The organism is Candidatus Poriferisocius sp. (genome assembly GCF_965219815.1).
Taxonomy (GTDB): domain Bacteria; phylum Actinomycetota; class Acidimicrobiia; order Acidimicrobiales; family Bin134; genus Poriferisocius.
In genome coordinates, this window is sequence record NZ_OZ244791.1 from 3,058,508 (window position 1) to 3,073,662 (window position 15,155).

16 protein-coding genes are annotated in these 15,155 nt (G+C 66.4%); 10 read left to right on the forward strand and 6 right to left on the reverse strand.

The window, feature by feature from the left end:
* Position 1: 1 nt before the first annotated feature.
* Positions 2 to 1,174 (reverse strand): CaiB/BaiF CoA transferase family protein, encoded by a 1,173-nt coding sequence (locus ACOQPI_RS14705; RefSeq protein WP_420620369.1) that lies wholly within the window; start codon positions 1,172 to 1,174, stop codon positions 2 to 4.
* Positions 1,175 to 1,191: 17 nt separating this feature from the next.
* Here ACOQPI_RS14705 and ACOQPI_RS14710 point away from each other — a divergent pair, with 17 nt between their 5' ends.
* From ACOQPI_RS14710 to ACOQPI_RS14730, 5 genes are read left to right on the forward strand one after another with little or no spacing between them, the layout of a single operon-like run.
* Entirely contained in the window at positions 1,192 to 1,989 is a 798-nt protein-coding gene (locus ACOQPI_RS14710) for an enoyl-CoA hydratase-related protein (protein ID WP_420620370.1), read from the forward strand.
* A 24-nt stretch (positions 1,990 to 2,013) separates the two neighbouring features.
* Positions 2,014 to 2,649, forward strand: a complete 636-nt coding sequence (locus tag ACOQPI_RS14715; RefSeq protein WP_420620371.1) for a hypothetical protein — start codon at positions 2,014 to 2,016, stop codon at positions 2,647 to 2,649.
* Complete coding sequence (locus ACOQPI_RS14720; RefSeq protein ID WP_420620372.1) at positions 2,646 to 3,104, forward strand: hypothetical protein; 459 nt, start codon at positions 2,646 to 2,648, stop codon at positions 3,102 to 3,104. Before ACOQPI_RS14715 ends, ACOQPI_RS14720 begins: the two co-directional genes overlap by 4 nt.
* An 18-nt stretch (positions 3,105 to 3,122) precedes the next feature.
* On the forward strand, positions 3,123 to 4,379 hold the full coding sequence (locus tag ACOQPI_RS14725; protein WP_420620373.1) for an amidohydrolase family protein: 1,257 nt from the start codon (positions 3,123 to 3,125) through the stop codon (positions 4,377 to 4,379).
* A gap of 4 nt (positions 4,380 to 4,383) precedes the next feature.
* Positions 4,384 to 6,072: a class I adenylate-forming enzyme family protein gene (locus ACOQPI_RS14730; protein WP_420620374.1), complete on the forward strand. Its 1,689-nt coding sequence runs from the start codon at positions 4,384 to 4,386 to the stop codon at positions 6,070 to 6,072.
* On the opposite strand, the gene ACOQPI_RS14735 is transcribed toward ACOQPI_RS14730, so the two are convergent.
* Genes ACOQPI_RS14735 through ACOQPI_RS14745 form a run of 3 tightly spaced genes read right to left on the reverse strand, consistent with a single transcriptional unit; the run spans position 6,069 to position 8,079 of the window.
* On the reverse strand, positions 6,069 to 6,551 hold the full coding sequence (locus ACOQPI_RS14735; protein WP_420620375.1) for a hypothetical protein: 483 nt from the start codon (positions 6,549 to 6,551) through the stop codon (positions 6,069 to 6,071). The genes ACOQPI_RS14730 and ACOQPI_RS14735 overlap by 4 nt on opposite strands.
* 42 nt (positions 6,552 to 6,593) lie before the next feature.
* Complete coding sequence (locus tag ACOQPI_RS14740; RefSeq protein ID WP_420620376.1) at positions 6,594 to 7,133, reverse strand: nuclear transport factor 2 family protein; 540 nt, start codon at positions 7,131 to 7,133, stop codon at positions 6,594 to 6,596.
* Positions 7,126 to 8,079 carry a cupin domain-containing protein gene (locus tag ACOQPI_RS14745; protein WP_420620377.1) on the reverse strand — a complete coding sequence of 318 codons (954 nt, stop codon included), beginning with the start codon at positions 8,077 to 8,079 and terminating at the stop codon, positions 7,126 to 7,128. The genes ACOQPI_RS14740 and ACOQPI_RS14745 overlap by 8 nt, the downstream gene beginning before the upstream one ends.
* Positions 8,080 to 8,161: 82 nt before the next feature.
* On the opposite strand from ACOQPI_RS14745, the gene ACOQPI_RS14750 reads away from it, so the two are divergent.
* The 4 genes from ACOQPI_RS14750 (at position 8,162) to ACOQPI_RS14765 (ending at position 12,238) form a co-directional block, all read left to right on the forward strand.
* On the forward strand, positions 8,162 to 10,000 hold the full coding sequence (locus tag ACOQPI_RS14750; protein WP_420620378.1) for an FAD-binding protein: 1,839 nt from the start codon (positions 8,162 to 8,164) through the stop codon (positions 9,998 to 10,000).
* An 11-nt stretch (positions 10,001 to 10,011) separates the two neighbouring features.
* Positions 10,012 to 10,842: a YhjD/YihY/BrkB family envelope integrity protein gene (locus tag ACOQPI_RS14755; protein ID WP_420620379.1), complete on the forward strand. Its 831-nt coding sequence runs from the start codon at positions 10,012 to 10,014 to the stop codon at positions 10,840 to 10,842.
* Positions 10,843 to 10,975: 133 nt separating this feature from the next.
* Positions 10,976 to 11,320, forward strand: a complete 345-nt coding sequence (locus ACOQPI_RS14760; RefSeq protein ID WP_420620380.1) for a carboxymuconolactone decarboxylase family protein — start codon at positions 10,976 to 10,978, stop codon at positions 11,318 to 11,320.
* A gap of 60 nt (positions 11,321 to 11,380) precedes the next feature.
* Entirely contained in the window at positions 11,381 to 12,238 is an 858-nt protein-coding gene (locus tag ACOQPI_RS14765; RefSeq protein WP_420620381.1) for a TauD/TfdA dioxygenase family protein, read from the forward strand.
* A 9-nt stretch (positions 12,239 to 12,247) separates the two neighbouring features.
* On the opposite strand, the gene ACOQPI_RS14770 is transcribed toward ACOQPI_RS14765, so the two are convergent.
* Together ACOQPI_RS14770 and ACOQPI_RS14775 are read right to left on the reverse strand one after the other, a co-directional pair.
* Positions 12,248 to 13,105, reverse strand: a complete 858-nt coding sequence (locus tag ACOQPI_RS14770; protein ID WP_420620382.1) for an MBL fold metallo-hydrolase — start codon at positions 13,103 to 13,105, stop codon at positions 12,248 to 12,250.
* Positions 13,106 to 13,107: 2 nt separating this feature from the next.
* On the reverse strand, positions 13,108 to 14,010 hold the full coding sequence (locus ACOQPI_RS14775) for an LLM class F420-dependent oxidoreductase (RefSeq protein ID WP_420620383.1): 903 nt from the start codon (positions 14,008 to 14,010) through the stop codon (positions 13,108 to 13,110).
* A gap of 67 nt (positions 14,011 to 14,077) precedes the next feature.
* Between ACOQPI_RS14775 and ACOQPI_RS14780 the strand changes: the two genes are divergently transcribed.
* Positions 14,078 to 15,154 carry an amidohydrolase family protein gene (locus tag ACOQPI_RS14780; protein ID WP_420620384.1) on the forward strand — a complete coding sequence of 359 codons (1,077 nt, stop codon included), beginning with the start codon at positions 14,078 to 14,080 and terminating at the stop codon, positions 15,152 to 15,154.
* The last annotated feature ends 1 nt before the right edge of the window (position 15,155 follow it).

The following is a 15,155-nucleotide window of genomic DNA, read 5'->3' on the forward strand; positions in this document are numbered from 1 at the left end:
GTCAGTCGGTGCTGACTGTCAGCGCTTCGATCTCGGCGTCGTCGTAGCCCAGCTCGGCGAGGATCTCCTGCGTGTGGTGACCAGGGTGGACGGGACCGGCCCCCACCGCAGCCGGGGTGTCAGAGAAGGTGAGGGGAAGTCGCAGCACCGCCAGCTCGCCACCATCGGGGTCGGGAACCATCGAGAAAATGTTCAGATGCTCAACTTGAGGGTCGGCAAACGTCTCGTCCACCGCCAGCACCGGTCCGCAAGGGCACCCGGCGGCGTTGAGCCGCTCCACCCATTCGGCAGTGGTGGCGGTGGCCAAGCGCTGCTCGATGACCTCGTCCAGTTCGATGCGGTGGGCCGTGCGGGCGTCGCGGTCGGCGAATCGGGGATCGGCCACCAGCTCGGGAGCGCCCAGCGCCTCGGCGAAGGTCTCCCACCGAGACATTGGGGCCACGTTGACGTGCCCGTCGGCAGTGGCAAACATGCCCATCGGCACGATGGTGGGATGGTTGTTGCCCTCCTGGGGCGGGACCTCGCTGTCGGTCAGCCAGCGCACCGCCTGGAAGTCCATGAAGTTGATGGCCGCCTCCAGTAGCGACGTGTGGACCCACTGGCCCCGCCCGGTGCGCTCCCGCGCCAACAGCGCGGCCAACACCCCCTGGGTGAGGAAGGTTCCCGCCGCCGTGTCGGAGATGGCAATCCCCACCCGCCAGGGTCCGCTTCCCGGTGGCCCGGTCACGCTCATCAGCCCGCTCAGTCCCTGGGCGATCTGGTCCACCCCCGGGCGGTTGGCATACGGCCCTTCTTGTCCGAACCCCGACAGGCTGGCGTACACCAGCCGGGGGTTGCGGGCCGACAGGACGTCGTAGCCGATGCCCAGGCGATCTTTCACCGCCGGCCGGTAGTTCTCCACCACCACGTCAGCCCGATCAGTCAGCCGGAAAAACGCCTCCCGGGCCCGGTCGTCGGTCAAGTCCAGGCCCATCGACCGCTTGTTGCGCTGAAGGTTGTAGGTGTCGGATCCGCCCAGGGAATAGGGGCTGGGCTCGACGACGCGGATCACCTCGGCCCCCATGTCGGCCAGCTGTCGGGTGCAAGTCGGGCCGGCTCGGGCCCTGGTGAGATCGACCACCCGCAGGCCGGCTAGCGGCCCGTTTCCCGCCTCGGTTCGGTCGTACAGGGCCATCGTGCTACTACTACCCCATGGCCCAGAGTGTGGACACCGGAACCGACAAGCTGATCGCCGAGGTCAAGGGCGCGCTCGGCCGCATTGTGTTCAACAATCCTGAGCGGCACAACGCCATCACCACCGACATGTTCGCGGCGCTAGCCGCCGTTGTCGACGCCTACGAGCAAGACCCGGAAATCCGGGTGGTGATCATCTCCGGTGCGGGGGATCGAGCGTTCGCCTCTGGTGCCGACATCGGAAGCCTGGACTCCGCTCGGGGACCGAGCAGCAACCCCTCCCCCGACGATGCCCGCACCAGCCGGGGGCCGGCCGCGCTGGGTCGACTGACCAAGCCATTGATCGCCGCGGTGGACGGTTACTGCCTAGGAGGGGGGCTGCTGGTGGCCCTCCACGCCGATCTGCTGGTGGCCACCGACCGCTCGCAGTTCGGCATCCCCGCGGCCCGCCTGGGAGTGGGTTATCCCATCGAGGGCGTCGAGCAGCTTGTGGGCCGGGTGGGCGATGCCAACGCGGCGCGCATCTTGATGACCGGGGACCGGATCAGCGCTGAGGAGGCGGCCTGCATTGGCCTTGCCCACTCGGTGGTGCCCGCCGACGAACTCGACCGCGAAGTCGACAAGCTCTGCTCCCGCCTGGTGGCCAACGCCCCGCTCACCCTTCGGGCCGTCAAGCTGTCCATCCACGCGGCCACTGGCCGGGGCGATCGCCAGGCAGCCTTGGATGCCATTGCCGATTGCTGGGCCAGCGAGGATTTTGCCGAGGGACGGGCCGCTTTCGCCGAGCACCGCGACCCCCGTTTTCAGGGGCGTTGAGCGTAAAATCCAACCACTAGAGCTATGTCCACAGCTGCCGCCTTCTTCGTCTTTCTGCTGATAATGCTGGCGCTGGCCACCTTGGCCATCATCTTGGACTGGATGGGCAAGCCCATCCGCCGCTCCTTTCGACCCCGCACCACCGGCACGCCCGCCTGGCTGATGGTTGACGCCCCCATGCCTCCAGAGGCTCCCGACACCGCTTCAGCGCAGAGTGCTCGCAGTGATCTACCGGCGCTCCCCGCCGAATCCACCACCGTCCAACAGCCAGAGGTCCCCCTTGAGCCTCCCCCAGAACAGCCAATCGAATATCCCGCCCCCGACCCTGCCCCACATCCGGATGAGCCAACGCCGTCAGGACCTTGGCAAGCGGGGGAATCCATCTACAAGCTCACCCCTCGGGGAACCCCGCCGTCGATCACTGCGGTGCGCCGTCGCTACTGGAAGAACCTGTCCGAGCGCCGATCCTCAGCTGTGTTCGGCGAGGATAACCGGACCCTGATGGCCGTAGGGCAAGCCCCTCAGCGCTTCAATCCCCGAACCAGCACTATTGAAGAGCTAGACCTGCCCGAGCCCATGCTGCGCTACTGCTGGGCCACCAAGCGCAGGCCCACCCCCACCTGGGGAGACAAGGGCCTCGACCCCTTCGCCCAGCCATGAGCGCCTCCCCCACGCTCAGCGATCAATTTGCCGACGGGGCTGAGACCGTGGTGTACCGCGGGCGAGACGTCCGGCCGCTGCTGCGGTTGGCGGTGTCGGAGGGCACCAGGGTGCGAATAGAGCGGATTGCCGCCCGCCCCGACCGTCGCCAAGCCGTCAAGCTGGCCGCAGTAAACGGTCTCCTCGAGGCCAATGAGGCTGTTTCTGAGGTCATCTCGCTGTGGTCCGACACCAGCCCGACCGAGGTGGAGCTGACCGTGCTCGGGGCTCAGGTCCGGCGCTTGGAAGTGTGGAATGCCTGGGATCTGGGCGGACTGGAAACGGCGTGGCTGGGCAACGCCGGAATGATCGTGGAAACCGATGAGCGGCACTTGGCCCTGCACTGTAGCGACGGCCTCGGCCCGCCCAGCTTCACCGATCTGCAAATCCACCTTTCAGTGGCTCAGCCGGGCTGATTCGCGGCAAGCTTAGACATGGCCATCTCGCTCGACGATCTCACTGCTGACACCTCCTTCACCCAGCACGTCAAGGGCCAAGTCACGTTTCTGCCCGAGCCCGAGCGAGCCGACCGGTGGACGCCGATGATCTCGGTGGACGACCACATTGTGGAGCCTCTTGACGCCTTCACCGATCGATTCCCGGCCAAATATGCCGACGACGCTCCGCGGGTGGTCACGCTCGACGACGGATCGGAAACCTGGCTGTATGCCGGGCACTCGCTGCCCAACGTGGGGTTCAACGCGGTGGTGGGCCGCCCGGTCAGCGAGTACAGCTTCGAACCCACCCGCTTCGAGGACATGCGCCGGGGCTCATGGGACATCGACGCCCGGATCGCCGACATGGACCTCAACGGCGTCTACGCCTCGCTGTGCTTCCCGTCGTTCTTGCCCGGCTTCTGCGGACAGAGGTTCCAGCAACTTACCGATGACCCCGATTTGGCCCTAGCCGCGGTGCGGGCCTGGAACGACTGGAACATCGAGGAGTGGTCCGGGGCCTGTCCCGACCGCATGATCCCCTGCCAGCTCACCTATTTCCTCGACCCCGAGGTGGGCGCGGCCGAGGTGTACCGCAACGCCGAGCGGGGCTACAAAGCCATCAGCTTCTCCGAGGCCCCCCACTCTCTGGGGTTCCCCAGCCTGCACTCCGGCCACTGGGACCCGATCATGGCCGCCTGCGAGGAGACCGAGACCGTGGTGTGCCTGCACGTCGGCTCCTCGGGCACCTCGCCGGCTACCTCGCCCGATGCCCCCTCTGACACGGTGGGGGTGCTGTTCTTCGGCTACGCCATGTTCGCCGCGGTCGACTGGCTGTACTCCAAGATCCCGGTGCGGTTCCCCAACATCAAGATCGCCCTCAGCGAAGGGGGCCTCGGCTGGGTGGCCGGGCTGTTGGATCGCCTCGAGCACGTCCGCAAGTACGACTCCATGTACGGCACCTGGAACGACGTGGAGCTCTCCCCCGCCGACACTCTGCGCCGCAACTTCTGGTTCTGCGCCATCGACGACCCCTCGGCCTTCGACCACCGCCACTACATCGGCCTGGAGAACCTGATGGTGGAGTCCGACTACCCCCACGCCGACTCCACCTGGCCCAACACCCAGGAACTGCTCCGCAAACAACTCGCCGGCATCCCCGCCGACGAAGTAGCCCAAATCTGCTGGGCCAACGCCAGCGACCTCTTCCGCCACCCAATCCCCGACTCGGTGATCGCCGACCCCAACAGCTTCTGAGACTGTGCCGATCGCGGCTGATCCTGAGGTGGCTGCTGCCTATGTGGCGGCGGGCTGGTGGGGACATGAGACTTCCACTGACCTGATCCGCCGCAACGCGGCTGAGCGGCCCGATGACGCTGCCTACATCACGTGGAGCCGACCTTCTGAGGAGGGCTCTTTGGGGAGCATCGACCGGACCACTTGGGCGGGATATGACCGGCTGTCCGACCGGATGGCGGCTGCGCTGTTGGCTGCGGGGCTGGAACGGGGCGATCGGGCGGCGGTGATCTTGCCTGATGGCGCTGCGGTTCATGCGGCGTTCACGGGTGCCGACAAGGCCGGGGTGGTGGTCATGGGCATCGGCCACCGAGCCGGGCCGGCGGAGATCGCCCATCTGGTGGAGAAGTCCGGGGCTCGAGCTGTGGTCACCGGTGCGGAGCTTCGGGGGCAACTGGCGGCTGACGCGGTGGCCGAGCTGCGACGCGACCTCCCAGATCTGACCCACCACATCACCATCGACGGCCCTGGCCAGGATGCGGCCATTGCTCTCGACGGCGAGGACGCTCCCAAACCGGAGTCTGTCCCTGGATTTGCCGAAGCCGTCGAAGCGCGCCGCTTGGGGGCCTCGGAGCTCTGCTTATTGAACTCCACGTCGGGCACAACCGGGCTGCCCAAGTGCGTCATGCAGACCCACAACCGGTGGTTCTACTTCCATCAGAAAGCCGTGGAGTACAGCGGGCTGGGTACCGACGAGGTGTTCTGCGTGCCGGTGCCGGCGCCGTTCGGCTTCGGGCTGTGGACCGCCCACTACTCCCCCACCATCCTGGGTGTGCCCACTGTGGTGATGGCCGACTTCGACGCTGCCGCGCTGATCCGCCTCATCGAGGCGGAGCGGGTGACCGTTCTGTGCGCGGTCACCACCCAGTTCATCATGATGCTGAACTCGCCGGTGTTCGACGACCACGATTTGTCGTCGCTGCGGTTGATGTTCACCGGCGGCGAGGCCATTCCCTACCAGCGGGCTTCCGAGTTCGAGGAACGCACTGGCTGCACGGTGTTGAACTTCTACGGCTCCAACGAGACCGGGATGCTGAGCGGAACCCGGTTGAGCGATCCCCGGTCGGCCCGGCTGCGCTCCGGGGGGCGGTGCGAACCCGAAATGGACTGTGCCCTTTACGACCCCGACGACGGTTCTCTGCTTCCCGAGCTGCGAGGCAGGGGGCAGCCCGCCTGCCGGGGACCGGCCACCGCCTTGGGCTACTACGACGATGCCAAGGCCAACACCGAGCTGATGACCGACGATGGCCGGATGCTGATGGGCGACATCGTGGAGATCGACGACGACGGCTATCTGCGGGTGGTGGGGCGCACGTCGGACTTCATCATCCGAGGGGGCAAGAACATCAGCGCCCCCGCGGTGGAAGACGAGGTGATGACTCACCCGTCGGTGGCCATGGTGGCCGCGGTGGCCGCCCCCGACGCGGTGTTTGGTGAACGGGTGGCCGCCTACGTGGAGCTTGTGCCCAGCACCAGCCTGGATCTCGACGGATTACGAGAGCACCTGGCTAGCCGCGGAGTTTCCCGGGAGTGGTGGCCCGAGCACCTATTCGTAGTCGACGCCCTCCCCCGGTCCTCAGGGGGCAAAGTAGCCAAGGGCCAGCTCAAGAAGGACGCCGCCGACCGACTCAGTGCTGAAGAGGATCAGACTTAGCGCTGGGTCAGAACCATCGCCTGCCAGCGCCCGCTGAGCGGAAACTCCACGAGATTGGCCATGGCATCAACCAGGAACTCCAGCGCCACACGGGGGTCTTGACCTTCGGGCAACTCGTACACCAAGCCCCGCTTGATGTGGTCTTGGCGCCGGTTCCAACCGTCGGGCTCGGCCACCCCCCGCTCCTCCAACAACTTGGCGGCGTGTCGCCCACCGGCATGCTGCAAGCCTACCGAGGCGGGCTGCCATTTGTCCCGGTAATGGTGGCCCGGCACCCAGGTGCCGAGCGGAACGGCCGGTCCCTTCGCAGTGAACAGCTTGAATATGGGCGACTCGGGAGGCCGATCCTCGTCGGCTACCAGCGGCTGGACGTTGATCCACCCCGACCCGTCGCCCCGGGCCGCCAGGGTCAGCATCTCGTGGACCACTTCTTCCAGGGCCAGCCGCTCAAACCGGATGGGTCGCTTATCGAGCGCCATCTCCACTCCCAGGTTGCGAAGCCGCTTTGGCCCAGACAGGAATCACCCCCGCGGCTCCCCCATCAGGCCCGCCCGGGTGTAGGTGATGTCGGAGCGGTCCCGGTAGCCGATGGTGAAGTCGTCGTCGTAGGGGAACGAGTAATTCAGCTCCAGGGTGTAGCGCCACTCGAATGCGCATATCCGGGTGGCGATCAGCCAGGGACCGCCGTCGCGCCGCTCGAACCGGTCCACGTAGCGCAGCCCCATGCGCATGTCGGAGCCCGGCCCTTCCTCGGTGGGGTGCACCACGTGGTGGGCGTTGCAGTAGGTCTCCACGAAGGCCACATCGCCCTCGAGCTGGATGCGGGACTGACCTAACAGGTGCTGGGTGTAGTCGAAGTGCGCCAGCACCTCCAGCACCCAGTCGGCAAACTCCACCGGACTGCCCCGGAAGTTGTTGTGGTCGTCAAAGCCGTCGGGGTGATAACCAGAGACGATCAGCTCCTTGTCGAGCCGGTCGGTGCCCCGGGCCACCCGATGGATGGTGTCGGTGATCTCGTCTTTGTCCAGCAGCGCTTGGAGCCTCAGGTCGAGATCAGCCATCCCCCACCCCGATCATCACCGCCGAGAGGGTGAACGGGCCGTCGCCGGTATTCCGCCAGGCGTGCTCGGTGCCCCGCTGAATCACACAGTCGCCGGCCACGAGGTGCGTCGGCGGCTGTCCAGGCAGCTCCAAATCAACCGTGCCCTGGGCGATCCGCACGAAGTCGATGGTGGGCGTTTGGTGCATCAACGCGGCCTGGTCGGCCATCGACGCCGGAATGGTCACCTGCTTCCAGGTCACCCCTCCGCCGGGCGGGTTGAGCTGCATCTCCGACTGGGGAGCGTCGCCACCCTGGAGCTCGCTGACCACCGGGGCGAAGGTGTGCCACAGCTCGGCGGTGACCAGTCCCCCATCGGACTGCGATGCAGTGGCCGGAGGGCCGTCGGCGCACACCCCGTCGCCGTCGGTCACGATCCTGCGAGGGCCGACGGTGCCAACGGATGCCCCCGCGAAGCCGGGATCATCGCCGTCGCCCACTCCCAGCATGGTGGCGCTGAACGTGCAGGGCTCGTCGCCGATCACGATCCACCGATGCCAAGTGCCCCGCTGAATGACACAGTCGCCGGCAGCCAGCTCCACCCAATGGTCGTTCAACTCCAACCGGATCTGCCCTGAGATGATCTCGATGAAGTCGATGGTGGGGGTGGCGTGAAAACCGACCCTGTCTTGGTCGAACCGGGGGTCGTCGAGCGGTCCGATCGCCTTGCCGCCTGATGGCTTCAACGTGAACAGCCGCCACGAGATCCCACCGGGCGGGGGAACGAAGTCAGTCCGGTCGTCCGGCTCCTCCCCGCCGTCATCCACCGTGGCGGGACACTGTCCGACGTACCACATGCTGGCCGTGCTCCGTCCCAAGAAGCTTGATGGTGCCTGCCCGTCGGAGATGATGACCGGTGCTCCGCTGTCGTCGTGCCCGGTTACGATTCGCCGTCTCGTAAGTGCCATCCGGCAACCGTAGCCACCTGTTGGCGCGCCGAACATCGCCCAACCCGAAATCGATACTTCGCGCTCGGTAGCCTCAAACCAGATGTTTGACCCGCCCGATGACGTGATTGCGCCGGAACGCCCCCTTCGAGTGGCTGTGTTGGTCAAGCAGATCCCGGTGTTCGAGGACATGGTTCTCGGGCCCGACGGCCGTATGGTGCGAGACGGCATCGAAATGCACATGAACGACTACTGCCGCCGCGCTGTGGCCAAGGGCACCGAGGTGGCCCGGGCCAGCGGGGGCACGGTGACCGTGTTGACGCTGGGACCGCCGTCAGCCGAGAACGTGTGCCGGGAAGCACTGCTTTTTGGGGTAGACGCCGGGGTCCACATCTGCGACCCGGAGTTCGCCGGGTCGGACACTTGGGCCACCGCCAAGGCGCTGGCCGCCGCCCTGGAGCGGTTTGGACCTTTCGATCTGGTGATGATGGGACGCAACTCGGTTGACTCCGACACCGGCCAGGTGCCACCGCAGCTGGCCGAGCTGATGGGCTTGCCATTCGCCACCGGGGTTCGGCACTTCTCCCTTCACGGCGACCGCTTGGAGCTGCGGTTGGAACACGACGACGAGTGGGTGGATGTAGAAGTGCAATTACCCGCGGTGGTGTCGTGCGCGGAGCGTTTGTGCGACCCGTGCAAGATCAAGGACCCGGAGGCCTGGGCCACGGTGGACAGCTCCCACATTCAGACGGTGAGCGCCGCCAACTTGGGTCCCGGTCCATGGGGTCAGGAGGCCAGCCCCACCACGGTCGGGCCAGTTCAGATGATCGACGTGGAGCGCGGCCGCCAGATGATGGGCGGCACGCTGGAGGAGCAGATCGAACAGGCAGTGGCCATCCTGGCCAAGAAGGGGGCGCTTGCCTCCAGCTCTATGCCCGAGCCGGCTATGGTTGCCCGGCGCTCGGGGGCCGGATCCGACGGCCCCGCCATAGCCGTGCTGGTGGAACCGGGCCGAGACCGGGTTACCAAGGAGCTTCTGGGAACGGCATCGGAGTTGGCCGCGGAGATCGGCGGACAAGTAGCCGCCCTCGGCCCTGGCCTGGACGATGCCGACGAGGATCTGGGCCCATGGGGAGCCGATGAGCAGATCGACATCTCAGGCGGCGATAGCAGCGCTTCGCTGGTCGAGGAAGATCTGGCGTCGGCCATGTCGGCCTGGGCAGCCGAAACCCAGCCATGGGCCGTGCTGGCACCGGGCACTGCTTGGGGTCGTGAGGTGGCATCTCGGATGGCGGCAACACTGGGCGCAGGACTCACCGGCGACGCCGTGGGGCTAAAGGTGGATGACCACGGGAAGCTGATCGCCTTAAAGCCGGCCTTCGGGGGATGGCTGGTGGCCGAGATTCTCTGCGCTTCTCCCATCCAAATGGCCACGGTGCGCCCTGGGGTGCTGCCCTTCCCCCGCCCAAATCCCGACCGCCCACAGGCCCGCCAGTCGTCGCTGGAATCTCCCGGCCAGAGCCGCCTTGAGATCATCCGGCGCTATCGGGACGACGACAGCGATGAGCTGGCCAACGCCTCGGTGGTTATCGGCGTGGGCCAAGGGGTAGACCCGTCCGACTACCCCAATCTGGAGAAGCACCAAGCCGCCATCGGGGCCGCCCTCTGCGCCACCCGCAAGGTCACTGACTACGGCTGGATGCCCCGGGCCCGCCAAGTGGGCATCACCGGCCACAGCATCAGCCCGCGGCTTTATTTCGCCATCGGCATGAGCGGGAAGTTCAACCACACCGTGGGCGTCCGCAACGCCGGCACGGTGGTGGGCATCAACCCCGACCCCGACGCTCCCCTGTGGGAGATCGTGGACATCGGCTTCGTGGGCGACTGGGCCGAGGTGTTCGACGCGCTCATCCCCCGCCTGGCTGAAGCCCAGGCCGGCTGACTCGCTCGCAAATGGGCGCTGACGAGGCACCGTCGGCTGCTGCTGAGAGTTGGTTCACTAGGGCCGTTTCCCTGGCCAAACAGTCCGCTTCGTGCTGGCGAGAGGGCGAAGGCGGCACCGGAGCAGCCGAGATCGCCTTCTGGTCGGCGGTATCCCTGTTTCCGGCCGCGGTGGCCGCCGCCGCCATCGCCTCCACGGTTCGGACAGTGTCTGATCGCATCGCCGACCGGTTCAACGAGTGGCTAGCCGACGCGGGCCAGACCGCGCTGAGCGATGTTGACAGCACCATCGGCGAGGAGTTCGCCGACGTGGTCTCCGCTCCCCCGGCAGCCACGTCCATCGCCGCAGTGGTCGCAGTATGGGGCACCATGCGAGCCGCTGCTGCTGCCTGCCGGGCCGTCCGCCGGGTGCGGGGCGCCCCCCGCCGGTCGTGGTGGTTGGAGCGGTTCACCGGATTTTGGCTGCTGATAGGCGCGCTTCCCCTGATCGCCGGTCCCACCGCCATTGCGGTTTGGGTTGACCCCCGACTGGCCCCGGTGGTCGGCTTCATATCTGCATTGGCCGTGTTCTCCCTGGTGCAGAAAATGTCCTGCCCCCACCAGCCATGGCGCCATCACTTGATTGGCGGCTTGGTGTCGGCCCTCTGGTTCTCAGTGGTATCGGCCATAGCCGCAGTAGCTGTGAACTGGACCGTAGGAGGCACCGCCATCACCGTGGCCACCGCCGGAACCCTGGCCGCCCTCAGCTGGCTATGGGCCGCCGCCTGCGGCGTCACCGCCGGCGCCGCCATAGCCGGCGCCCTCGACCAGCGCAACGGGTCTAGACCGATTCCCACGGATTGAAGACATCAATCCCATAATCGGCGAAGTCGCCAATGTTCCGGGTCGCAACGCCCAATACCCCACCACATTCGGTCAACATGCAACTTCGCGCATCGCGTGCGACCAGTTGCCATGGGTGAAGTACCGTCGGGTCATGTCTGAACCTCGTCAGCCTGATGTGCTCAGCCGCCTGCCTATTCCCGAGGAAGTCCGCGACGACGTGATGGAAATGTTGAGAGTGGGGCCGTCTGCGGTGTGGGGTCGGCCGGTGCTGAGCCGCCGGGAGCGCAGCCTGGCCACCATCGCCATGATGACTGCTCTGGGCAATGAGTTCGCCATCCGCGAGCACGTCATCATGGGCTTGGACTCCTTCGGCTTGAGCCGGGAGGAGATCTGTGAGGTCATGATCCAAGCCGCCATCTACGCCGGCTTCCCCGCTGCAATGAAGGCCTTCGAAATCGCTACCGACATCTTTGTCGAGCGAGACGCCGCTGATTGAGAGCAGATCCGGTCCGGCACAATGGGGAACATGAGCCGCCATCCCGTTGGGCCTCGGGTCATGCGACGGCTTCCGGACGACTGGGAATCGGCTCAATTCCAGCGGTTCGAGGTTTCCCCGGTGGCCCCTACTATCGGTGCCGAGCTATCTGGCTTGTCGCTGGGGGATGTGGACGACGAGCTGTTCGCGGAGCTCGATCGGGCCTTGCTGGAGTGGAAGGTGCTCATCGTGCGAGACCAGCCCATCGACACCGCCGCCCAGGGAGCGCTGGCCCTTCGCTGGGGACCGCTCACCGATGATCAGCTGATCCCCAATCCCGGCACCGCCGCCCAAACAGATGCCATCACCTTTGAGCGCAATGACACCGTGGTCGGCCTGGAGAACATGTGGCACACCGACGGCACGTTCCGGACCCACCCGCCGGTCTGCACCATCCTGCGAGCCATCGAGATTCCGGCGGTTGGGGGCGACACCCTGTTCGCCGACATGGCCGCTGCCTGGGACAACCTCGACCCTGATCTTCGAGACCGACTGACCTCGCTGTCAGCCCGCCACGACTGGAGCATCGGAGCCTACGCCGACAAGTACGGGGACGATCTGGACGAGCTGCGGGCCGAAGTTCCTCCCGCTGTCCACCCCGTGGCCCGCCCTCATCCCCGCACTGGACGGCTCACCCTGTTCGTGAACGCTGGCTTCACTACCGATTTGGTTGGCCCCGATGGTTCCCCAATTGACGGCAGCGACGAGTTGCTCAACCTGCTCTGCCGCCAAGCCGAGATCCCCGAATACCACTGCCGGGTCCGTTGGACCCCTGACACCGTGGTGATATGGGACAACCAAGCCGTTCAGCACTACGGCGTCAACGACTACCACCCCACCCGCCGGCTAATGGCCCGCGCTTCTGCCGCAGGGGGTTGAGACCCCTGGCTAGGCCTTGACGGTGAATACCCAGCGACCGTCCGCGTTGGAGAGGTGGCCACAGCTGGGGCCGGCGAAGTGGGTGCCGAATATGAGGATGCCGGAGTCGGCGTAGCGCTCGCGGAAAGTTCTGCGGGTCTCGGAAGCTCTTGACGGGTCGTCGTCGGCAGTCATTACCCAATCGGGGGCGGAGAACTGGACGGGGTGGTGGACCAGGTCGCCGGTGATCACGGCCTCTTGGCCCGCAGATGAGATGCGCACGCTTACGTGGCCGGGGCTGTGGCCCGGTGAGGGCTCCAGGCTGATCTCGCCGGTGACTTGGTGATCGCTGTCCACCAGGTCGGCCAGGCCGGCGTCCAGCACTGGGCGCACAGCATCGCCGAATGTGATCGCCGCTCCTTCGGCACCGGAGTCCCAGTATTCGTACTCGGCGCGGTTGAACAGGTACCGGGCGTTGGGGAAGGTGGGCACCCACTCCCCGTCCACCAGGATCGTGTTCCAGCCAACGTGGTCGAAGTGCAGGTGGGTACACAGCACGATGTCAATGTCTTCAGGCTCGTATCCGGCGGCGGCCAGCTCGTCGAGAAATCCTTCGCCCAGATGGCTCATCTGGGGGACCATCTCGATGGGGCGGTTCCCGATGCAGGTGTCCACCATGATGGTCTGGCCCTCCGATTCCAGCACCAGGGCATGGATAGACAGCGGCATGTTGCCCTCGTCGTCCAGGAAATAGGGCCGCAGCCAGTCGGCATTGGCCTCGAACACCCCCATGTCGGGTTCCACATACATTCCCTCGGCCGGTACCGGTTGCAGGGTCTCCCGCACCAGCATCACCTTCACGTCGCCGACTTGTGTGACTAGTGCCATGGCTATCCTCCGATCTTGTCCAGCACTTCGGCCTGGTAGCGACCGACGAAGCGCCGGATGTCGTCGATGTCGGTGCTGCCCGACTCGGCAGCCGAGACGATGAGCCGGTCGAGGCCCGACTCGGCGTACTTCTCGATGAGGCCCAAATCGAACGACCCGCCTCGCTGGTAGCTGCCCGGCCACACGGTCATCTCGATGGCGTCAGGGTCTCGGCCGTGCTCGATGGCGGTGGCCCGGATGGTAGCCACCCGGTCGGCATAGTCCTCCGGCGAGATCACATAGGGGTAGAAGCCGTCGCCGATGCTCCCGGCTCGACGGGCGGCCCGGCCGGTGCTGCCCCCGATGACGATGGGCGGGCCGCCGGGCTGGGCCGGGTTGGGCAGGCTCTCGCACTCGGTGAAACTCACCGCGTTGCTATCGTAGGTGCGGTAGCCGGGGGCCCACAGCTCCCGTAGGGCCCCGATGCACTCATCGAGCCGCTCGCCCCGACCCTCATAGGGCACCCCGCAGGCGGCGTACTCCTCGATCTGCCAGCCGCTGCCCACCCCGAGGATCACCCTCCCGCCGCTGAGGGCGTCAAGGGTGGCCACCCGCTTGGCCATCACCGCCGGGGGGTGCAGGGGCAGCACAACCACTCCGGTGCCCAGCCGCACCCGCTCGGTGACCGAGGCCATGAACGCCAGCATCTCCAGCGGATCGGGCATCACCACGCCGGGGGCGCCGGGCATGCGGCCCGACTCCGAATACGAATAGCGAGGCTCGTAGTTGTTGGCCACCACCACGTGCTCCACCGTCCAGATCGACTCCACTCCCTCTTCGTCCATTGCTTGGGCGAATTGGGTGATCCAGCGGGCGTCGGTGACCACCGACTCGTGCATGTGGGGAAGGACTCCGAGACTGACCATGGGCAGAACATTACGCACTGTCCGCCCGGCGCGGGCCACCGCCTGCCCGAGGGGTTAGCTTCATGGCATGCCGGAGCATCTGGTGATCGACGTGGACGGCCACGTGTTCGAGCCCGACGAGCTGTGGGAGCAGTACCTTCCGACCCGGTTCCACGAGCGGCGGCCCCGGCTGATCACCGACGAGCGGGGCACCACTCGCTATGTGATCGAGGGCAAGGTGATCCCCCCGGGCACCGGAGTAGGCGCCTGGGCTCCTGAGGGCATCCGAGAATCCACCACCCTCCGGGAGGGCGGGGTCGACTCGGGGCTCCGGCTGGCCGACATGGACACCGAGGGCATCGACATCACCGTGCTATACGGGGCCATGTCCCTTGGCCTTTACGCCGGAGCAGACCAAGAGCTGACTGTTGAGAGCTGTCGGGCCTACAACAACTGGCTGGCCGACTGGTGCTCGGCCGATCCCAAGCGCTTGCGGGGCACCCCGGCGCTGCCTCTGAAGTGGATGGACGAGGCGGTGGCCGAGGCCGAGCGGTGCGTGACAGAACTTGGGTTCGTGTCGCTGACCGTTCCTTGCGCGGTGGGTGACCGCAATCCCGACCACCCCGACAACGACCCGCTCTACGACTTGGCCGAGCAGCTCGACGTTCCCTTGGGCTTCCACGCCGGCGGCGGCCGGTTCGCCAACGGCCGATTCACCGACGCCTACGCCCAGCTCCACGTGATCGAGTTCCCGTTCAATCTGATGTTTGCGGCCACCACGCTGATCTGCGGCGGGGTGCTTGAGCGGTTCAAACGGCTGAAGGTAGCCCTGCTGGAGGGCGGGGTGGGCTGGTTTCCCCACACCTTGGAGCGCCTTGACGAGCACTACGAGTACCGGAGCCACGAGTTCGACGCCATCACCAAGCCGCCCGGCGAGTACCTGGCCGAGGGGCGTCTGTTCGTTTCCACTGAGGGCGAACACGGCTTGCCCCAGGTGATCGAGCAGATCGGCTGCGACATCATCGTGTGGGCGTCGGACTACCCCCACTGGGACAGCGACTTCCCCACCAGCGTGACTGGCGTGACCCACCGCTCCGACCTGTCCGATACCCACAAGCAGGCGATATTCCAGACCAACCCCAAACGGCTCTTCGGATGGGATTGAG